Origin of the sequence: Winogradskyella thalassocola (assembly GCF_900099995.1) — a bacterium.
Lineage (GTDB): Bacteria > Bacteroidota > Bacteroidia > Flavobacteriales > Flavobacteriaceae > Winogradskyella > Winogradskyella thalassocola.
Genome location: NZ_FNCZ01000001.1, coordinates 585036 through 607057, shown reverse-complemented (window position 1 = coordinate 607057; position 22022 = coordinate 585036). Strand labels below are relative to the sequence as shown.

The window sequence follows — 22022 nt, the reverse complement described above, 5'->3', positions numbered from 1 at the left end:
ACTTAATTTAACGAGAGCGCAAATATAAAAATTATATACGTTATACCCTAAATAGCACTACTTTTTTCGCTTTTGGGTCATTTTTATGGTAACCATCTCAACATCACCACCAATTGGCGGATTAATTTTACTAACCGCAACTGTAGCTTTAGTAATTAATGCTTCTTCATTAAAAACACGATTCAAAATACGTTTAGCAACTGTTTCTAAAAGCTTAGAAGGTTTTGCCATTTCTTCTCTAACAATTTTATTCAGTAATACATAATCTACAGTATCACTCAATTCATCAGACGCTGCTGAGGTTTGTAAATTCGCCTTAACTTCAATATCTACACGGTAATCACTACCAATAGCTGTTTCTTCTTTTAAACAGCCGTGATTAGCAAAGACTCTTATATTTTCAACTTTTATTATTCCCATAAAGCAAAAATAATATTAAGTTATCTTAAAGTGAATTTCTAATAGAATTTTAATTCAGTTAATTAATATGGCTCACTGAGTGTATTCGTTTTTGGTTACTGAGCGAAGTTAAAGTGACATTTACAATAATTATGTAAAAGATAAAACTCAAATAAAAACTGAATTAGCATCAGTTACCACTAATAAGTCTTTTTTTCTTGGTTCTTAAAGTGAAGGAGTCTTTGCGCTTTTCTAACTCGTAAACAAATCAAAGATGTTACTAATAGCACTAGTTTTAGCTTTATAGAATTCAGTATATGTACACTTTTTACAAGTCACTGATGTAAATTTTTTATTCTGAATATCAAAGATTTTAGAAAACGTACCACCAGTGGCTCGCATCTGATCGACAGTACAAGTGTTATTATTGCATTTTGGACATTTATAATTCATTTCAGTATTCGGTTATTGATTTATACTATCAGACTAAAAAAGTAAATAAATGTTACAATTTGTTTAATTTTACCACCTGGAATAATGATGTTGAGAATTGTAGCTGTATAAGGATTTTACCTGACAGCTAATACCTAACAGCTAACACCTAAAACATGTCAGAAGAAAAAAAAGCACTCAATTTTATTGAGCATATTATAGAAGAAGATTTAGCTAGTGGTTTATCAAAAGATAAACTTCGCTTTCGTTTTCCACCGGAGCCAAATGGGTATTTACACATTGGTCATACCAAAGCTATTGGTATTAGTTTCGGGTTGGGAGAAACGTATAATGCACCCGTAAATTTAAGATTCGACGATACAAATCCTGCAAAAGAAGAGCAGGAGTATGTAGACGCTATAAAAAAAGATATTGCTTGGTTAGGTTACCAATGGGCAAATGAATTGTATTCGTCTGATTATTTTCAGAAGTTGTATGATTGGGCAGTTCAAATGATAAAAGATGGAAAAGCTTATGTCGATAGCCAAACGTCTGAAGAAATTGCACAACAAAAAGGAACACCAACTCAAGTAGGTACTAATAGTCCGTATAGAAATAGAAGTGTGGAAGAAAATTTAGATTTATTCCAACGTATGAAAGCTGGAGAATTCCCAGCTGGCACACATATTTTACGTGCTAAAATTGATATGGAAAGTCCAAATATGCTCATGCGAGATCCTATGATGTATCGTATTATGCATACCGAACACCATAGAACAGGTACCGATTGGTGTATTTACCCGATGTACGATTGGACGCATGGTGAAAGTGATTATATAGAACAAGTGTCGCACAGTTTATGTTCATTAGAGTTTAAACCACATAGAGAGCTTTATAATTGGTTTAGAGATCATGTATATGATTATGCTAAGGAAGCATTACCGATGCCACCTAAACAACGCGAATTTGCACGTCTTAACCTTAGTTACACCATAATGAGCAAGCGTAAGCTATTACGTTTGGTTGAAGAAGGAATTGTTTCTGGTTGGAATGATCCACGTATGCCTACGATTTCTGGCTTACGTCGCCGTGGTTATACACCAAATTCTATAAGAAAGTTTATTGATAAAGTAGGAGTTGCTAAACGCGAAAACGTCATTGATGTGTCACTTTTAGAATTCTGTATTCGTGAAGATTTAAACAAATCAGCCAATCGTGTGATGGCCGTTTTAGATCCGGTAAAAGTGGTGATTACTAATTACCCTGAAGACAAGGAGGAATGGTTAGAAGCTGAAAATAATCAGGAAGATGATTCTGCAGGCTTTAGAAAAGTACCTTTTTCTAGAGAAATTTATATTGAAAAAGAGGATTTTAAAGAGGAAGCAGGAGCTAAGTTTTTTAGATTACAACTTGGAGGCGAAGTCCGTTTAAAAAATGCCTATATCATTAAAGCCAATAGTGTTGTAAAAGGCGTCAATGGAGAGATAACAGAAATCCATTGTACCTATGATGAAGACACCTCTAAAAAAGTAAAAGGAACACTGCATTGGGTGTCTATAAAACATGCTATTACTGCCGAAATTAGAGAATATGATCGTTTGTTTATGCACGAATCGCCAGATAGCGATAAGGACAAAGATTTTATGGAATACGTAAACCCGAAATCTTTAACGCTTAAAACAGGGTATTTAGAACCGAGTTTGGCAGATGTTGAAGTAGGGGAGCAGTTTCAATTTCAACGCTTAGGCTATTTTAATGTGGATGATGATTCCACAGCTGAAAAATTAGTATTTAATAAAACAGTTGGCTTAAGAGATAGTTGGGCAAAGCAAAAGCCAAAACCCCAGACTAATGAAAATCAAAACAAACCAAAACCAAATTTACAAAAGCGTTCTGCTATAAGTGTTATTCAGCAATTAGGGAAGAAATACACCAACTTAGCTGAAGAAAAACAACTAAAAGCTAAAGCTGAAATAGAAGTGCTTGCTAAAGATGTTAGTTACGATGAATTAGAGCCTTTATTTGGCACAGCTGTAAAAAAAGCAGGTACTCGTATCGCAACTTTAATTGCGTTGAAAGTGATGCTTAAAAATGGCTTAGAAAGAAATGATGCTATTAATGTGTTTATTGAGAAGGCTAAGGAAGATAAAAATGACGTATTAGTGGCTGAAGCTTCTGGGATTTAGTAAGTTTTGACACGTATTGAATTTATAAATATTTAACTTTAGTTAAAGCCAAGTAATTATCAATAAATCGCAAAAATATCCACAGAAATCTCTATAGTAAAGAGAGATATAGAAAAGCATTATCTAGGACGTCAAAAATAGTTAAGTGAAACCAGAAGTACATTACCTCATGGTTCCAATGAAAGCGCTAGTTTAGATACTTCAGATTTAGAAAATTACCTTAATGAGTTAAAGGAAATTCGAGATAAATACAAAGAAGAGCACTAAAGTATAGCGTCATAAATATATTAAAAACCTCATAATCAATAGTTATGAGGTTTTTTTGTACATTTAAAACAACTAATTAATCTCACTATACTATGGAATTACCAATTAACTTTATTGCCATTCCCATTGCTGCTGTCGCTGCTTTATGTATTGGAGCGTTATGGTACAATCCTAAATTTGGCTTTGGAATGGCTTGGATGCGAGAATCTGGAATGACAGAAGAGCGCATAAAAAGTGGAAATATTGCAATTATTTTTGGCTTAGCATTAGTGTTTGCTGCTATGCTGAGTTTTTTATTAATACAATTTACCAACCATCAATGGGGAGCTTTAAGCATGGTAGGAGGAGAGCCAGAATTGGCAAAACCATCTTATGAAGCGTTTATGGCCGATTATGGAAATACATTTAGAACATTTAAGCACGGTGCCTTACACGGAGCTATGTTTGGGATTCTTGGGGCACTTCCAATTATTGGAACCATTGCTTTATTTGAACGAAAAAGCACAAAATATATCGCTATAAATGCTGGGTATTGGATTGTTACATTGACCGTAATGGGAAGTATTCTTTGCGGTTTATAACGAATTGAAATAAAAAAACCTCGAAAATTCACTTTCGAGGTTTTTTTATAATTTAATCTTCTATGGGTTCTACCTTAAGATCATCTTCAGGAATCTCTAGAGCCGTTTCAAAATTTGGTAAAATTTGTTTTGTTAAAGCTTCATTTTTTAATTGCTTAGCTTCAATAAACCACCAATATTTATCTGCTTCATTATAAATTCCTAAGAGGTAACTTTTAGAAGAAATACGTTGTCCAGACATCACCATTTGATTGTAACCTTCAATGATACAACGAAACTGACCTTGTTCTTTAACAATTTCAGAAACACCGTTAATATCAGCTTTTTCAAACACAAAGCCTTGTGCTTTCATATTTTCAAAAGTAGATTCTATAACCTTTAAAGCAGCGTCTTTACCACCCATCATGTCTAATACTGATGGAAGTGTGTGTTTAAGAACCGTTTCATAGTCCATTTCTAAACCTGCTTTAGACGTTATTTTAGCATCCTTTAAGGCGTCTGTTTTAGTTTGAGAAAATCCATTTACACTTGTCGCTATTAAAATAAATAGCAGTATCTTTTTTATGTTATTCATCATTTTTCTTTTTCTGATTTTTCATGGCTTCACCAATTTGATTACTCGCTGTAAAACTAGCGACCATATCATTCAACATTTGGCTTCCTGCTTGTGGTGAATTAGGTAAAAGAATTAAGTTACTATTCGTTTCACTTCCAATAGCTTGTAAAGTATCGTAATGCTGTGTAACAACTATTAATGCTGAAGCTTCTTGACTGTTAATACCAACACGATTTAAAACATCAACCGATTCTTCTAAACCACGAGCAATTTCGCGACGTTGATCAGCAATACCTTGTCCTTGTAAACGCTTACTTTCTGCTTCTGCTTTGGCTTTTTCAACAATTAAAATACGTTGTGCATCACCTTCATATTGTGCAGCTGTTTTTTCTCTATCTGCCGCGTTAATACGGTTCATGGCTATTTTTACTTGTGGATCTGGATCAATATCAGTCACTAAAGTTCTGATAATATCAAATCCGTAGTCCATCATAGCATCATTTAATTCCGCTTTTACGGCCAATGCAATATCATCTTTCTTCACAAAAACATCATCTAATTTCATTTTTGGGACTTCAGCACGTACCACATCAAAGACATAACTCGTAATCTGATCATGTGGATAATCTAACTTATAGAAAGCATCATAAACACTTTCTGTGACCACTTTGTACTGTACAGAAACTTTTAGTTTTACAAATACATCATCTAAAGTTTTGGTTTCGATGATAACATCTAATTGTTGAATTTTTAAACTCAAACGGCCTGCTACCTTATCCACAATTGGAATTTTCATCTGTAAACCCGATTGACGAATACTCTGAAATTTTCCAAAACGTTCTATAATAGCAGCAGTTTGTTGCTTTACCATAAAGAAAGAGGAGGCTAAAATGACTAATCCAAAAAATATAATTGGAATTAGAATGAAATTTTCCATAACATGTTTTTTTAGTTAAAAATAAGTGTCATTAAAAGTAAGTTATTTTAATGAGATAAATTGAAATGCAGCAGATATTACGGCGTACAACATTTTAAAATGACGATAACGTATTTTACGGTTTCAATAATTTTAAAATAGCGTCATCCAATAGTTTAACCTTAGCTACCGTTGCAGAAATAGAATCAGCCTTCACGGTATCACCATTTTTAGAATAGCCAACATAATTACGCCAACCTTCAGAACGTAAGTCACGTCTTTTAGAAACTAAAGTAAAAACAGAATCAGCTTTTAAACGTTCAATTTCTGAAACAGGATTTTCAATAGAAACCTCAGGATATAAATCTTTTAAAATCTTCTGAGCCATATAGAAATGACCAATTTTATTAGGATGTACACCATCTGGAACAAACGTGGAATCCGCTGTTATACGTTTCATATTTGCTAAAATAGGATTAAGGTGATGATGTAAATCTATAACTTGAAGCTCTTCCGTCTCTAAACTTAATAACCAATCAGCATAGACCGTTAAGACGTCGTTATATTTATAATAAGGGTGCCAATATTCATGAGGTTCTCCTTCTTTTGAAACACGATCTGCAATCGGATTAGGATCAAAAAGGGTAGGAGTCATTAAGATTAATTGTGCTCCAATACCTTCAACCTTCGTTTTTAATTCTGAAATCCCATTTTTGTAGTCTTGAAATCTAAGACTGTCTAATGGATGATAATTCCCATCATTCATACCATAACAAGCCAAAACAACATCTGGTTTTATGACTTTTAAAGCCCTGTCTAAACGTTCTCTAACATTAGGTCTTGGAAAGTCGCGACCAGGTTCAGAACTACCAGAAATAGTTTCACTAGATAAGCCAATACTGATAATATCTAATGAATTATCAGTATAGTGCTTACGTAAATAATAGTCTATAAAGTCTACATAATAACCATGTTGTGTAATGCTATTACCTAATATCAACACACGTTTATTGTGTAATGGTAATGCTACAGTATCTATTGGTAATTCTACTTTTTTTTCACTTTTACAAGACGTGGCTAAACCGAGACTAAATACTAAAAGGAAAAAATAAGACTTCATAATTTTGATGTTTCAGACCTGTCAGGTTTTCAAAACCTGACAGGTCTTGATTATATTAAATATGTTTAATCAAATTTTCAATACGTTTAACCGTTTCTGTTTTACCAATCATATACATAATATCAAAAACATCTGGTCCTTGTAATGCCCCAACTAAAGCGAGTCTTAATGGCATCATTACTTTTCCAAAACTAATTTCGTTATCTGTAATCCAACCTTTAATGTTAGTTTGAAGGTTTTCAACCGTAAAATCATCAGTAGCATTAACACGTTCAATAACAGAGTTCATAATATCAGCCGTATCTTCTTTTAATGCTTTTTTAGAAGCTTTTTCATCATAAGATGTCGGAGCCGTAAAAAAGAAATGACTTAAGTCCCAAAAATCGCTCACAAAAGTGGAGCGTTCTTTTATTAATCCCACAGCCAATGCAATGTAATTCACATCCACTTCAGCTAATTCTGGTTGTGTAGCCTTAAACTGTTCAGCCAAATTCAAATCTAATTGCTGTTGCATGTAATGGTGATTAAACCATTTTGTTTTATCCGGATCAAAGCGTGCTCCAGATTTACTTACTCTTGAGAAATCAAAATCTGAAACTAATTGCTCTAGACTAAATATTTCTTGTTCTGTTCCAGGATTCCAACCTAAAAACGCTAAGAAATTAACCACAGCTTCAGGGAAATACCCATCTTCTTTATAACCTCTAGACACCGTTCCGTCTGGTGCTGTATATTCTAATGGAAATACAGGAAAGCCCATTTTATCACCATCACGTTTACTTAATTTTCCTTTTCCTGTTGGCTTTAAAATCAATGGCAAATGTGCAAATTCTGGTGCATTCCAACCGAAAGCATCATACAATAATTGGTGTAATGCTAAAGATGGTAACCATTCTTCACCACGAATCACATGTGTAATTTCCATTAAATGATCATCTACAATATTTGCTAAGTGATAGGTTGGCATACCATCGCTTTTAAACAAAATTTTATCATCTAAAACATTGGTGTCAATCTTCATGTTACCACGAATAATATCGGTAAGATGTAAGGTTTCATCTTGCGGAGATTTAAATCGAATGACGTAATCATCACCAGCTTCAATTTTAGCTTTAGTTTCAGCTTCAGTTAATACCAAAGAGTTTACTAAACGTCCTTTTGCACGGTTATGCCAGTTATAAATAAAGGTTTTTCCTTCGGCTTCATGGCCTTTACGTTCTGCATCTAATTGCTCAGAGGTATCAAAAGCATAATACGCTTTTCCATTTGCAATTAAATCATCTGCATATTGTTTGTACAAATGCTTGCGCTCGCTTTGTCTGTAAGGACCAAATTTTTCATTCTTTCCTGGACCTTCATCAAAAGACATACCGCACCAATCTAATGATTTTACAATATACTCTTCAGCACCTTCAACATAACGGTTTTGATCTGTATCTTCTATCCTAAGAACAAAATCACCTCCATGTTTTTTAGCGAATAAATAATTGAATAAAGCGGTTCTTACACCACCAATATGTAATGGTCCTGTTGGACTCGGTGCAAAGCGCACACGTACGTTTTTAGACATAACGGAAAATCGAAATAGTTTGTCATTCTGAACTTGTTTCAGAATCTAGCGCAAAGATAGATTTTTGAAGTTCAATGTTCAAAGTTTAAACTTCAAAGTTTCTAATCTCATTAATTGAAAACTAATGCGTTCATCATACTTTAATTAATAGACAAAGCTTCAGGATAAACACTCATTCAAAAGCTAAAATTTTGAGTTAGATCTCAAATTGAAACATAATCTTCTGAAATGTAAATCAAATGATTATTAGTGCCTAAGTTTCGACAACGTCGGACTCAACGATTTTCAGAAATAATGAGCCATAATTTTTGTTGAATTAATAAATCAAGGATTGGAATTCATAGCTTCATAAAGAAATAAAATTATTAATGTATCAGTGAGTGGTGCTTGCAATTTCCTAATAAATCGTTTTGAAATCGAAGATTCACGAAATCCTTTTCTAATTAAATGGAAAATTGAGTAATTTTTGGTTCGTTTTGCATCAAGGCAAAATGATCGGTAGAATAGTAAGTAATTTGTTTGTTAATTTGTGTTTCACATTTATGGTTAAATTCAATAAAAACTACGATAATAGCTAAAAACTAATCGGTTATCATAGTCTTAGGAACACGTTTATTCATAATGGCAAACCAAAGTGGAGGAATCATAGCTAATACCATTGAGGTTGGATAGCCATATGGCATTTGTGGACTGTCGTCGTGGCAATCTAATATTTGATATTTTTTGGTTGTTTTATAATGATGATCGCTATGTCTGGTTAATTCATACAGGACAATTCTTCCAATAACGTGATTAGAATTCCAGAAATGAATTTCTTTAACACGTTCGTAACGACCAGATTTCGTTTTTAATCGCATTAAACCATAATGCTCAATATAATTCACGGTTTCGAGAAGCACAAAACCAATAATTCCTGCAAGAAGAGCAAAGAGTAATGCTCTAGTTTCAAATAAATAGAAAACAGCAATTAAATAACTAATTTGAAAGAAAACGTACCAAAACATGTCATTTTTAGTCGAAAAGAAGTGCTTTTTGTTGTTTTTGAGCAATTTTAGTTGAATCTTCCATGCATTAAAATACTGCCGTAATGTTGAGGTGAACCAAAATGCATATACACTTTGGTTATAACGTGCTGTTGCGGGATCTTCGGGAGTAGCAGCATGTAAATGATGACCAAAATTGTGTTCAATATAAAAGTGCATATAAAATGAAGGAAGCAGTAGTGCTTTACCCAAAAAACGTTCGTTTGTGGTTTGTCTATGACCAAGTTCATGTGCCACATTTATGCCGTTTACACCCAAAACAATTCCAACAGAAATTATAATTCCGACGAATTCGTAAGTTTCTAATGCGGTGTTTGATACGGTAAATAATCCATAAATAACTAAACCATAAACAATAGGAAGATTTAAATACAACAACCAATCAAATAGCTTTTGTTTTAATTTAGTATCAACTTCGATAGGCTTTAAATTTTGACTATCAACAGGAAAAATAAGTTCTAAAATTGGAATACAAACAAATCCAAAAATAGGAGTCGCCCAAACCCAATAGCCTTTAAAATATAAACTGAAGAAACAGACTAAAGGAATTGAAAATGCGGCTAGATATTTAAGATCTTTCATATATTGTTTATCATTCTTTTAGAAGTAGAAATTCACGTTTAAGTTAAGAATGCTTCAATTTGAACCTAATTTAACACCAAAAACCTCTAAATTAACAGAATCTTACCAATTTTCCCGAAATTGCAATTAAAATAAAATCGTAGTTTAGTCAGTTAAAGGTAATATAGAGTGTAGTTTAGCATTTTTAGAGCATTATTCCTGAAATACTATTAACCATTATTGGTAACCAAAAGATTGTTATTGCCTGTAGTTCCGACAGCGTCGGACGCAACGATTTTCAGAAATAATGAGCTATAATCATTGTTAAATTAGAAAATCAAGGATTGAAAATATAAGGTTTAAAGTGGAATATAATTATCAAAGTATCAGCGATTGGTGCTTTCAATTTCCTAATAAATCGTTTTGATTTTTTGGTTCGTTTTGTATCAAGACAAAATGAACATTGAAAATAGATTTAAAATTAAATGAACAATTTCGAAACCATAAAACAAAAATTAGAACAATTCATTAAAAGGTATTACACCAATGAATTACTAAAAGGTGTGATATTATTTTTTGCCATTGGGTTGTTATACCTTATTATAACCTTGTTTGTAGAATATGTATTATGGTTAAATCCTACGGCAAGAACAATCTTATTTTGGACATTCATTGGAGTAGAATTAGCTTTATTCATAAAATTCATAGCCATTCCTTTAGCCCATTTATTCAAACTTAGAAAAGGCATTAATTTTGAAACCGCTTCCAAATTAATTGGTAATCATTTCCCAGAAGTTAATGACAAACTACTAAACGTTCTTCAATTAAATCAAAACCCACATCAATCAGATTTATTATTAGCGAGTATTGAGCAAAAGTCTCAAGAATTACAACCTATTCCTTTTAAAGCAGCTGTTAATTTTAAGTCGAACACCAAATATTTAAAATATGCTGCTATTCCACTGGCGATTATACTGTTATCATTTGTAACAGGAAAGATTGATTGGTTTAGCGATAGTTACGAGCGTGTTGTAAATTATAAAACGGCTTATGAACCACCAGCACCTTTTCAATTTTTTGTATTGAATGAATCCTTACAAGCTATTGAAAATAAGGATTTTAAATTGAATGTGTCTACAGCAGGACATGTCATTCCTGAGAATGCACAAATCAAATTTAATGGGCAATCATACTTCTTACAGCAAATAGCACCTGGGGAATTTCAATACACGTTTAGCTTACCTAAAGAAGCCATAGAATTTACCTTAACAGCGAATGATGTCACTTCAAAACCTTATAAATTAAACGTGGTTAATACGCCTAGTTTAGTAAATTTTGAAATGGTTTTAGATTATCCTGAACATACTAAAAAGCAAGATGAGGTCTTAAAAAGTACAGGTTCGGCTGTGGTTCCAGAAGGGACTAATGTGACTTGGAGAGCGAAAACCAAGGCAACTACAGGAGTTCAAATTTATGCGGAAGACACGTTAAGCTTCACTTTAAATACGAACGATAATTTTGAAGCTTCAAAACGATTGTATAAAAATTATAATTACAGTATTACAACAAGTAATGAAGATTTAAAAGATTATGAGAATCTTGCCTATAATATCAATGTGGTTAGAGATATTTATCCAGAACTAAATATTAAGGTACAGAAAGATTCTGTAGACCAACAAAGTTTATATTTCTATGGACAAGCCAGCGATGATTATGGTTTATCAAGGTTGCAATTGGTGTATTATCCGTCAGACGATGAATCTAAAAAAGAAGTTGAACCGATTCATATTTCAAAATCTAATTTTAGTGAGTTTGTAAGTGCGTTTCCAAATCAGTTTAATCTTGAAGATGGTGTCAGCTACCAACTCTATTTTGAAGTTTTTGATAACGATGCGCTTCATAATTATAAACGCACAAAAAGTTCTGTATTCAGTTACCGTAAATTAACTAAAGACGAAGAAGAGCAGAAGCAACTGAATGAGCAAAACGAAACGATAAAAGATATTAGTAAGACGTTTGATAAACTTCAAGAACAAGATAAAAAGCTAGAAGAGTTATCAAAAACTCAAAAGGAAAAAGAGAGTCTAAATTTTAATGACAAAAAGAAGTTTGAAGATTTTCTAAAGCGTCAGAAAAATCAAGAGCAGTTGATGAAAAATTTCAACAAAAAGCTACAAGAAAATTTAGAAGAATTTCAAAAAGACGAAAAGAAGGATGATCAATTTAAAGAGGATTTAAAAGAACGCTTAAAGGAAAATGAAGAGCAACTTAAAAAGGATGAAAAACTTTTAGAGGAGCTTGAACAATTAAAGGATAAAATTAACAAGGAAGAATTCACTCAAAAACTTGAAGAATTAGCCAAGCAAAACAAGAATAAAAAACGTAGCATGAAACAGCTATTGGAATTGACCAAGCGTTTTTATTTAATGAAGAAAGCTGAAAAGGTGGCTAATGAATTAGAAAAATTAGCTGAAGAGCAGGAGAAGTTATCTGAAAAGAATGAAGCGAACACAAAGGAAGCTCAAGAGAAATTAAATGAAGAATTTGATAAACTGCAAAAAGATTTAGAAGAATTAAATAGTGATGATAGGAAGCTTCAAAAACCAATGGATATACCAAGAGATGAGTTTCTAGAAGATGAAATAAAATTCGATCAAAAAGAAGCCAAAGAAGCCTTAGAAAAAAAGGAAGCCATCGATTCTGAAGCCAAACCACAAGATGCCCAAGAGCAGCAAAAAAAGGCAAAAGAGAAGCAAAAGAAAGCGGCTAAGAAGATGAAGCAGTTGAGTGAGATGATGAAAAAGGCAGCTGCAGGTGGTGGCGGAGGTGGTGAGCAAATGTCTGAAGATATCGATGCTTTACGTCAAATATTAGAGAATTTGTTACTGTATTCATTTGATCAAGAAGCACTTATGACTACTTTTGAAAGTATTAGCATTGAGAATAATAAATACGGTAAGTATATTATAGAGCAAAGTAATCTCAGGACTCATTTTGAGCATATTGATGATAGTTTGTTTGCATTGTCTTTGCGTCAGCCTAAGATTTCTGAGCAAGTAAATTCACAAATTACAGATGTATATTTTAATATAGACAAAGCTTTAGATCAATTGACAGAAAACAGACTGTATCATGGTGTGGGTGCGCAACAATATGCGGTTACGGCGACGAATGAGTTAGCTAATTTTTTAAGTGATGTTTTAGATAATATGGAAATGCAAATGAATCCATCGCCAGGAGAAGGCAGTGGTGGAGGTGAACAGTTACCAGATATTATTATGAGCCAAGAAGAGCTTAATAAGAAGATGGAGGAAGGTGTTAAGAAAAGTGAACAAGGAAAAGAAGGTGAAGACGGAAAAGAAGGTGAAGGGGATAAACCTGGTGAAGAAGGTAAGGATGGCAAAGAAGGTGAAGGTGATAAGCCAGGAGATAAAGGAAAATCTGGTAAAGAAGGAGAGAACGGTGAAAGTGGTGAGAGCGGAAAAGGCGGACAGAAAGAAGGTAAACAAGGTGAAGGTGGTCAATCTGGTGAAAATGGATCTCAAAATGGCGAAGGACAACAAGGAGGAAAGCAAGGAGAGAATGGCAAAGATGGTAAGGGAAGCAAAGATGGAAAAAACGATGGTGATCGAAATGGTGACGGTGAAGGTGAAAAGAATGATGGCTATGGTGAAGGTGGAAGCGAAGAACAAAACGGTGAGCTGTTTAAAATTTATCAGCAACAACAACAATTAAGACAAGCCTTAGAAGACCGATTTGCTAAGGAAGGAAAAATTGAATCAGCCGGACAATTAATAAAGCAAATGGAGGATATTGAACTCGATTTATTAAACTCTGGATTTACAAATCAGACGCTTCAAAAGATGATGGATCTTCAGCATAATTTATTAAAATTAGAAAATGCGACGTTTATGCAAGGCCAAGATTCTAAACGTAAATCTGAAACAAATACAGAAGACTTTAATTCAACAAACCCAAGTCAAATTCCAACAGCGAAACAATATTTTAATACTACCGAAATTTTAAATCGCCAAGCACTACCTTTGCAAAATCATTTTAAGAAGAAAATTCAAGAGTATTTTAAAAGCACCAATGATTAGTTTTAATTACGAAACCCAGTTTAAATTACAAAATACAGAACAACTTTCTGAATGGATTTCAAACACCATATCAGAAGAAAGCTGTAAAGAAGGAGAGATTAATTATATCTTTTGTAACGATTATTATTTACATAAATTGAATGTAGATTTTCTAGATCACGATACATTGACCGATGTCATTAGTTTTGATTACTCAGTAGGAAAGGAACTACATGGTGATATTTATATCTCTGTAGAGCGCGTAGAAGAAAACGCGTCCGATTTTAAGGTTGCATTTCAAGATGAGATTGCTCGCGTCATCATTCATGGTGTATTGCATTACTGTGGGTATAAAGATAAGACCGATGCAGATGAAAAGGAGATGCGTTCTAAAGAAGATTACTACTTAGCGAAGCGAAAGTAATACACATCAATTCAGTGTATATTTGCAGACTCAAAATTTTAAAATTTAATTGTTCCACGTGGAACAAAAAGGAATTACGATATGTTTAACGAAGTTTATGATGTTATAGTTGTTGGTGGTGGCCATGCTGGAAGTGAAGCGGCAGCTGCTGCGGCAAATATGGAAAGTAAGACCTTACTGATTACCATGAACCTTCAAAACATTGCACAGATGTCTTGTAATCCTGCAATGGGAGGAATAGCGAAAGGACAAATTGTAAGAGAGATTGATGCTTTAGGAGGTTATAGTGGAATTGTTTCAGATACATCTGCCATTCAATTTAAGATGTTGAACAAATCTAAAGGACCTGCCATGTGGAGTCCAAGAGTGCAATCCGATAGAATGCGCTTTGCTGAAGATTGGAGATTGATGTTAGAAGGCACTCCTAATTTGGACTTCTATCAAGAAATGGTTTCTGGCTTAATTGTGGAAAATCATAAAGTGGTTGGTGTAAAAACTTCACTCGGAATTGAAGTAAGAGCAAAGTCAGTGGTCTTAACTAATGGTACTTTTTTGAATGGATTAATTCATATTGGTGATAAGAATTTTGGGGGTGGTAGAGCAGGTGAAAGAGCCGCAACAGGAATTACAGAACAGCTCGTTAATTTAGGTTTTGAATCTGGTAGAATGAAAACCGGAACTCCTCCGAGAGTTGATGGCCGTTCGTTAGATTTCTCTAAAATGGTGGAGCAGCCAGGAGATGAACATCCTGAAAAGTTTTCTTATTTAGACACTACGCAACCGTTAAAGGAGCAGCGTTCTTGTCATATGACGCACACTAGTGAATTGGTTCACGATTTACTTCGTGAAGGCTTTGATCGTTCGCCAATGTTTAATGGTAGAATTCAAAGTGTGGGACCACGTTATTGTCCGTCGATTGAAGATAAGATAAATCGTTTCGCGGATAAGAATAGTCATCAATTATTTGTTGAGCCAGAAGGTTGGAAAACCTGCGAATATTATATTAATGGGTTCTCTACATCTTTGCCAGAAGATGTTCAATTTAAAGCCTTGCGTTCTGTCGTGGGATTTGAAAATGTAAAATTCTTTAGACCTGGATATGCAATCGAATATGATTATTTTCCACCAACACAATTAAAGCATACTTTAGAAACAAAGTTAGTTGAAGGTTTATATTTTGCTGGACAAATAAATGGAACAACAGGATATGAAGAAGCCGCTTCTCAAGGTTTAATGGCGGGTATAAATGCGAGTCTAAAAGTGCAAGAAAAAGATGCTTTTACTTTACAACGTGATGAGGCTTATATCGGAGTTTTAATAGATGATTTAATTACAAAAGGGACTGAAGAGCCGTATAGAATGTTTACGTCACGAGCGGAATATAGAACCTTATTACGACAAGATAATGCTGATTTTAGATTAACACCAAAAGGGTATAATTTAGGTTTAGCTTCTGAAAAACGTTTAAAACGTATGGAAGAAAAGCAATCTAAATCGGATGCTTTTGTACAGTTTTTTAGAGAGACAAGTGTAACTCCTGATGAAGCAAATCCGATTTTAGAATCAAAAAATTCGGCGCCTGTTAAGCAACAAGACAAGATGTTTAAATTGTATGCAAGACCGAATATTACTATCGATGATGTTAGGCAGTTTGAATCAGTTGAACAGTATATACAAGCAAATAATTTAGATACTGAAGTTATAGAGCAAACTGAAATTCAAGTAAAGTATGCTGGTTATATTGAGAAGGAAAAGAACAATGCTGACAAACTAAATAGACTAGAGAATTTAAAAATTCCTGCTGGTTTTGATTATTCAAAATTGAAATCTATGAGTATTGAAGCAAGACAAAAACTAACCAAGATTCAGCCTGTAACCATCTCTCAAGCATCTCGAATTAGTGGAGTGAACCCTAATGATATTTCTGTGTTGTTGGTTTACTTAGGACGCTAATTCCTGCAGAAGCAGGAATCTCATTATTGAGTATTATAATGTTCCACGTGAAACAATTGAAGAATGTAAATCTATTTTGATGGTAATATTAGATCTAAAAAACTCTAAAATCTAGTTAGAATAATTGCAGTAGATTTCATAAAACGAAGTCTAATCTGATTTCTGTTTATGTTACAAACGTTCTTTATAAATTTTGATTTTATGCATCATAGGGTAGAAGTAAAAAAAAGATAATAAAGTGTTTGCTTCTTGTAAATCTGAATCATGGTTTTGTAAGGATGAAAAACATAGTTTTTAAATTTTAAAGAGGAATACTATTTTGTACAATCCGTAAAGTATTTTAGTATTCAGTAAAACAAATAGACGAAATAGACGTCTTTAAAGTCTATAATTAAGTAGCTATAAAGGTGACATTTTAGTTTTGATTTAAAATCGAATTATAAAACGGATGATTCCAAATTAGATTTCAGTATTTATAATTATGTCGTTTGATCGATATAAAATGTCTGAATCGAAATCAGATGGATTAGGGTTTGATTTCATAATTCTGTTGGTGTAATTTAGAATCAATAATCAGTTAAAAATTCTCAGTTTTTTTTGTTTAAATAAGACTAAAATTTCATTTGTTAAACAAATAGAAGTGAATTTATATAATTAATATTGTAATTCATTTTAAAAGTAGAAGTGTAATTGTGTCAAAAAATAACCAAACATATTTAAGCTTAAAAGATCATTCTGTTTCTAAAGAAGAATTCCAATTAGTGCATAATAAGGAACTCGATATGTTAGAAACATATCCACAACCTGAAGGTGAAAAACTTTCGGAATATTACCAAAGTGAAGACTACATTTCGCACACAGATACGAAGCGAAATTTACTAGAATTCGCCTACCACAAAGTGAGAGAAATTTCTTTAAAAAGAAAATTGAAATTAATAAACTCTTTTCAGTCTGAATCTAAAACACTTTTAGATATTGGATGCGGGACTGGGGATTTTTTAGAAACCGCTTTAAAAGATCATTGGGAAATTACAGGAATTGAACCTAACGAAAGTGCACGACAAATTGCGAATTCAAAAACAAATAATTCTGTTTTTGAAACAGAGGAATTAAAAAAATTAAAACCTCACAGTTTTGATGTTATTACACTTTGGCATGTGTTAGAGCATTTGCCAGATTTAGAAATGCACACAGCTTTATTTAAATCACTTTTAAAACCAAATGGCACTTTAGTAATTGCAGTTCCTAATTATAAAAGTTACGATGCTGAGTATTACAAAAACTTTTGGGCAGCTTATGATGTACCAAGGCACCTTTGGCATTTTTCTAAAACTTCAATTTCAGAATTATTCAAAGAAAAAAATATTAGGTTGGTTAAAACCTTACCAATGAAATTTGATGCGTATTATGTCTGCCTACTTTCAGAAAAATATAAATCTGGATTTATGAATGCGGTGAAAGCATTTTTGGTTGGATGGCAATCTAATCGTAAAGCAAAACGTACTGGTGAATACTCTTCGCATATTTATGTCTTACAGAACGACAATTCTTAATATAAGTAACTCTGTTCTGTTATTAGTGTATGTAATAAGTTAGAGGAATGGAAAATTTCAAAAAGCTCTTAAAACGCTTTATTTCGCTTCGTTTTGAATTGATTTTAGAAATTGTAAATCTAAATATTAATAGAAATTATCAATAGTTAAATAATTTCCTAAATCACAACCTAACTTTTATACATTTGCAAAAATTTAATTGAACCAAAAACTCGAAACGTTTTTTAAAAACATTCACAACTATTTAAACAATATTAAACATGAAAAAAATAATTTTAAGTTTAGCAGTTTTGATTTCTGCTGCGTCTTGCCAAGAGCAACAAAAAATTGCATTTATAGATAATGGAGAGATTATTAATGCTTATCAAATGAAAATTGATGTTGAGGATAAGTTCAAAGCTCAGGATGAAAGTTTTGCGAAACAAAGAGATAGTATCGCGAGAGTTTATCAAATGGAGATGCAATCAATACAACAACGTATAAGTCAATTATCGCCACAAAAACAACAAGAAGAATCTCAAGCCTTTTCTCAAAAGTGGCAACCAGTTCAGCAACAGATGCAAATACAAGAACAACAAATGGATCAAATGTTTAGAACAGAGATGGATTCTGTTCTTTCAAAATTCAACAAATTTGTAGAAGATTATGGTAAAAAGAATGGTTACACATTTATTCTAGGAAAAAACCAAGCTGGTAGTGTGGTTTATGGAATCGAGACTAAGGATATTACAGATGTGATAACAACAGAGATTAATGCAGCTTACGGTAAAAAGGATTCTAAAGTAGAAGACGATTCAGCTGAAGCAACTACAGAGAAATAATAACAAATAGTAATTTGTTTTAAAAAGCCAAGCCTAAGAAGCTTGGCTTTTTTTATGCAGTAAACGCGTTAGTTTAATGGATAAGTCTGTAAGAATAATCTTAGAGTTTCCATTTCGTTCAATATGATAAATAGCATCCTGTAATTCATCTGAAATTTCTAAAATATTAGAATCATGAACAAAAGGAGCAAACTTTTCGAGTTTAAAATCATCAGACTTTGGTTCTAAATAAACCAATTCATCTGCTTTATAATTGAGTAATAAGGCTTGTCTAAAATAGCTTAAGCAGAAATCAAGAAATTTCTTTTGTGTTTCACGTCCGGTTTTGGCAATCTCTTCCGACCAAGAAATCAAATCGTGAATAGCTGCTTTATTTCCTCTAGCTTTAAATGCAGAGCGGATCCAGAAGACAAACCATTTTTCAAACTGAATGTCTTCACTATCGTGATAGATAAGATCACATGCTTTATTATAATTACCATTAGATTGGTGTGCTATTTTTGTAGCAACTGATTCTTCAATATGATAGTTTTTCACTAAAGCTTCAGAAATAGCTTCTTCTGCTAGTGGCGGAAAGTGTAATATTTGACAACGTGATCTAATTGTACTAATAATTTGTTCTTCCTCTTCAGCGATAAGAATAAATATGGTGTCTTTTGGTGGCTCTTCAATTAGTTTTAAAAGCTTGTTGGCACTAGCTGTATTCATTTTTTCTGCCATCCATATGAGCATCACTTTGTGCCCGCCTTCATATGATTTTAAGGTCAGTGCCTTTACAATCTCTAAAGCTTCCTCAACACCAATTTGACCTTGTTTATTATCTACACCTAAAAGCTTATACCAATCAAAAAGGTTTCCATAAGGTTGCTGATCTAAAAGTTGTCTCCATTCTTCGAGATAATATTTAGAAACAGGTTTACTTTTTACTTTATCGCTTGTTGTAACAGGGAATGCAAAGTGCAAATCGGGATGCGAAAAATTCTTAAATTTTATATTACAGGATTCTTTTCCACCTGTATTTTCACCATTTACATTGCTACACAATATATATTGTGCATAAGCTAACGCCATTGGGAGTGTGCCAGAACCTTCCGGACCCACAAAAAGTTGTGCATGGGCAATTCTGCCAGCATCAACACTTGTAGTAAGATGATTCTTTATATGTTTTTGACCTAAAACCTTAGAAAATTGCATAAAGCAAAACTATATAAAAAATTTCTGTTTCTAATCTTTATATTTGTGTTTCAAAACCCAAAAATATGAAGACACTAAACGATTTCAACTTTCAAGATAAAAGAGCATTAATACGCGTCGATTTTAACGTACCATTAAATGATGATTTTCAGGTTACCGATGCTACAAGAATTGTATCAGCAAAACCAACAATTATTAAGATTTTAGAAGATGGAGGAAGTTGCGTATTAATGTCGCATTTAGGTCGTCCAAAAGGTGTGCAAGATGAATATTCATTAAAACACATTGTAAATAAAATTGAAGACATTTTAGGAGTAGAGGTAAAATTTGCAAATGATTGTGTAGGTGCAGAGGCTGAAGAAATGGCAAATGCATTGGAGCCAGGTGAAATTCTATTACTCGAAAATCTACGTTTTCACGAAGAAGAAAAGCAAGGAGACAGGCATTTCGCAGAGCAATTATCAAAATTAGGTGATATTTATGTGAATGACGCCTTTGGAACAGCACATAGAGCGCATGCTTCTACAACGATAGTTGCAGAGTTTTTTCCTAATGCAAAATGCTTTGGCTTGTTGTTAGCGAAAGAGATTGAGAGTATTAAAAAAGTCATGGAAGATGGTGAAAAACCAGTGTTAGCAGTTTTAGGTGGAGCAAAAGTATCTTCTAAAATTACAGTGATAGAAAACATTTTAGATAAGGTAGATCACTTAATAATTGGAGGTGGTATGACTTTCACCTTCATTAAAGCACAAGGCGGTAAAATCGGTGATTCTATCTGCGAAGATGATAAGATGGAACTGGCTTTAGAAATTTTAAAGCAAGCGGAAACTAAAGGTGTAAAAATTCATTTACCAGTAGATGTTGTTGCGGCAGATGATTTTAGCAACACAGCAAATACGCAAATTTGTGATGTTAATGCAATTCCTGATGGATGGCAAGGTTTAGATGCTGGTCCAAAATCGAGAGAAAATTTTGATGCTGTTGTTAACCAATGTAAAACCATACTTTGGAACGGCCCATTGGGTGTTTTTGAATTAGAAACTTTTTCTAAAGGAACTATCGCACTTGGTGATTCTATTGCAAATGCGACTAAAAATGGAGCCTTTTCTTTAGTAGGAGGTGGTGATTCTGTTGCTGCAGTAAAACAATTTGGTTTTGAACACAAAGTAAGCTACGTAAGTACAGGTGGTGGAGCAATGTTAGAAAGTTTAGAAGGTAAGACTTTACCTGGTATTGCTGCAATTTTAAATTAAAGACAGCTCAGTTTATGAAATTAAATAATAGTCTATTACTTGTGGTGGCCTTTATGGTTATGGCCTGTTCGTCTAATGATGATTCATCTGCAAACAACCAGTCAGATGCAAGGTATAAAGTATTATTTAGTGATGATGGTGATATTGTATTTATTGGAGATCAAACAAACGAAGTTGTAAAGTAAAGCGATTCACAAAATAGTATTTTATCCATATTAGGCTATTATAACAAAAAGAGCACTAATGAAATGTTCTTTTTAACTCGAAATGATTTTTCTAATAATGTTGTTCTGAATAGAATTAATTTATCGGAAATATTCAATTCTGATGAGTATTATTTTACTCCACAAGAAACGATAATTGAGTTTGATGAAAACGAGCAACTTATGAGTAAAGTCTATTTTGAATCTGAAAACAGGTTTCATGCTATATTCGGACTCAATAATTACCATGCTGTTTTAAAAACATTTGAAAATGGTACTGAAGTATTAGAACGAAACATTACGACTGATTTCGGAATGGATCGCTATGGTATAGAAGCTAATAGTTTTTTTAGTGGTACAAATACATTGATGTTGATGGAGAGTGTATTTAACTCGTCTTTAAAACGTGTTAAATTGATAGATATAAACTCCTTTTCACTCATAAGTGAACATACAAATATCAGTTTCAACTTTTTTAAAGGATTTGGTAATTCTGAAGGGCAATATTTAATAGGAAGAAAAGAATATAATTTTGAAACTCATGAATATTTAACAGATATTCAGGGTAATATTATTTATGATATTACCGATGGGTATTCATTTTTAGGACGTTCCTCCATTGGATATGATGAAGATGAAGATGCCTTTGAATTTTTTGATAGAGGAGACGGCCGTAATGAAACAGGGGTAATAAATATTACAAATGGCGACCTAACAAAAAGAAGTATTGCTGGGGAGCCAAACTTTAGAAATTCTCCAATTTTTTATTATGTTCCTAATTAGGTAATAAACGGATTGCTTTTGCGCGTATCAAGGTATTACGTTGCGCATTATTGGAAATTACAGCTATTGTAAGGTAGCTAGCAAAAAAATACTATTTTTAGCGATATAACGTTGTATTACCTGCAACG

General features: G+C 33.0%; 18 protein-coding genes. 10 read left to right on the top strand and 8 right to left on the bottom strand.

Features of this window, described 5'->3' with window-relative positions; all coding sequences use genetic code 11:
- Positions 1–57: 57 nt before the first annotated feature.
- Both folB and BLT80_RS02575 read right to left on the bottom strand, forming a co-directional pair.
- Positions 58–420: a dihydroneopterin aldolase gene (folB, locus tag BLT80_RS02580; RefSeq protein WP_092466021.1), complete on the bottom strand. Its 363-nt coding sequence runs from the start codon at positions 418–420 to the stop codon at positions 58–60.
- Between the two features lie 231 nt (positions 421–651).
- Positions 652–852 carry a zinc ribbon domain-containing protein gene (locus BLT80_RS02575; protein ID WP_092466020.1) on the bottom strand — a complete coding sequence of 67 codons (201 nt, stop codon included), beginning with the start codon at positions 850–852 and terminating at the stop codon, positions 652–654.
- 155 nt (positions 853–1007) lie between these two features.
- Here BLT80_RS02575 and BLT80_RS02570 point away from each other — a divergent pair, with 155 nt between their 5' ends.
- On the top strand, positions 1008–3017 hold the full coding sequence (locus BLT80_RS02570) for a glutamine--tRNA ligase/YqeY domain fusion protein (RefSeq protein ID WP_092466019.1): 2010 nt from the start codon (positions 1008–1010) through the stop codon (positions 3015–3017).
- 359 nt (positions 3018–3376) lie between these two features.
- Positions 3377–3865, top strand: coding sequence for a DUF1761 domain-containing protein (locus tag BLT80_RS02560; protein ID WP_092466018.1), 489 nt, complete (start codon positions 3377–3379; stop codon positions 3863–3865).
- 52 nt (positions 3866–3917) lie between these two features.
- On the opposite strand, the gene BLT80_RS02555 is transcribed toward BLT80_RS02560, so the two are convergent.
- The 5 genes from BLT80_RS02555 to BLT80_RS02535 all read right to left on the bottom strand — a co-directional run bounded on the left by BLT80_RS02555 (position 3918) and on the right by BLT80_RS02535 (position 9652).
- Entirely contained in the window at positions 3918–4442 is a 525-nt protein-coding gene (locus BLT80_RS02555) for a hypothetical protein (protein WP_139181003.1), read from the bottom strand.
- Entirely contained in the window at positions 4432–5358 is a 927-nt protein-coding gene (locus BLT80_RS02550; protein WP_092466016.1) for an SPFH domain-containing protein, read from the bottom strand. Before BLT80_RS02550 ends, BLT80_RS02555 begins: the two co-directional genes overlap by 11 nt.
- A gap of 115 nt (positions 5359–5473) precedes the next feature.
- Entirely contained in the window at positions 5474–6457 is a 984-nt protein-coding gene (locus tag BLT80_RS02545) for an SGNH/GDSL hydrolase family protein (protein WP_092466015.1), read from the bottom strand.
- Between the two features lie 55 nt (positions 6458–6512).
- On the bottom strand, positions 6513–8027 hold the full coding sequence (gene gltX, locus BLT80_RS02540) for a glutamate--tRNA ligase (RefSeq protein ID WP_092466014.1): 1515 nt from the start codon (positions 8025–8027) through the stop codon (positions 6513–6515).
- A gap of 581 nt (positions 8028–8608) precedes the next feature.
- Positions 8609–9652: an alkane 1-monooxygenase gene (locus tag BLT80_RS02535; protein ID WP_092466013.1), complete on the bottom strand. Its 1044-nt coding sequence runs from the start codon at positions 9650–9652 to the stop codon at positions 8609–8611.
- A gap of 464 nt (positions 9653–10116) precedes the next feature.
- Between BLT80_RS02535 and BLT80_RS02530 the strand changes: the two genes are divergently transcribed.
- The 5 genes from BLT80_RS02530 (at position 10117) to BLT80_RS02510 (ending at position 18461) form a co-directional block, all read left to right on the top strand.
- Complete coding sequence (locus BLT80_RS02530) at positions 10117–13731, top strand: DUF4175 family protein (protein WP_092466012.1); 3615 nt, start codon at positions 10117–10119, stop codon at positions 13729–13731.
- Positions 13724–14134, top strand: coding sequence for an rRNA maturation RNase YbeY (gene ybeY / locus BLT80_RS02525; protein WP_092466011.1), 411 nt, complete (start codon positions 13724–13726; stop codon positions 14132–14134). The genes BLT80_RS02530 and ybeY overlap by 8 nt, the downstream gene beginning before the upstream one ends.
- Before the next feature lie 81 nt (positions 14135–14215).
- A complete protein-coding gene (mnmG, locus tag BLT80_RS02520) occupies positions 14216–16087 on the top strand; it encodes a tRNA uridine-5-carboxymethylaminomethyl(34) synthesis enzyme MnmG (RefSeq protein WP_092466010.1) in 1872 nt (623 codons plus the stop codon).
- 692 nt (positions 16088–16779) lie between these two features.
- On the top strand, positions 16780–17640 hold the full coding sequence (locus BLT80_RS02515; RefSeq protein WP_394331381.1) for a class I SAM-dependent methyltransferase: 861 nt from the start codon (positions 16780–16782) through the stop codon (positions 17638–17640).
- Positions 17641–17900: 260 nt separating this feature from the next.
- Positions 17901–18461 (top strand): OmpH/Skp family outer membrane protein, encoded by a 561-nt coding sequence (locus BLT80_RS02510; protein ID WP_092466009.1) that lies wholly within the window; start codon positions 17901–17903, stop codon positions 18459–18461.
- A 33-nt stretch (positions 18462–18494) separates the two neighbouring features.
- On the opposite strand, the gene BLT80_RS02505 is transcribed toward BLT80_RS02510, so the two are convergent.
- Positions 18495–19655, bottom strand: coding sequence for a DNA polymerase III subunit (locus BLT80_RS02505; RefSeq protein ID WP_092466008.1), 1161 nt, complete (start codon positions 19653–19655; stop codon positions 18495–18497).
- Positions 19656–19720: 65 nt separating this feature from the next.
- Here BLT80_RS02505 and BLT80_RS02500 point away from each other — a divergent pair, with 65 nt between their 5' ends.
- The 3 genes from BLT80_RS02500 to BLT80_RS02495 all read left to right on the top strand — a co-directional run bounded on the left by BLT80_RS02500 (position 19721) and on the right by BLT80_RS02495 (position 21894).
- Positions 19721–20908 carry a phosphoglycerate kinase gene (locus BLT80_RS02500; RefSeq protein ID WP_092466007.1) on the top strand — a complete coding sequence of 396 codons (1188 nt, stop codon included), beginning with the start codon at positions 19721–19723 and terminating at the stop codon, positions 20906–20908.
- Positions 20909–20922: 14 nt separating this feature from the next.
- Positions 20923–21093, top strand: coding sequence for a hypothetical protein (locus BLT80_RS19980; RefSeq protein ID WP_175455535.1), 171 nt, complete (start codon positions 20923–20925; stop codon positions 21091–21093).
- Between the two features lie 63 nt (positions 21094–21156).
- Entirely contained in the window at positions 21157–21894 is a 738-nt protein-coding gene (locus tag BLT80_RS02495; RefSeq protein WP_092466006.1) for a hypothetical protein, read from the top strand.
- Positions 21895–22022 lie beyond the last annotated feature (128 nt).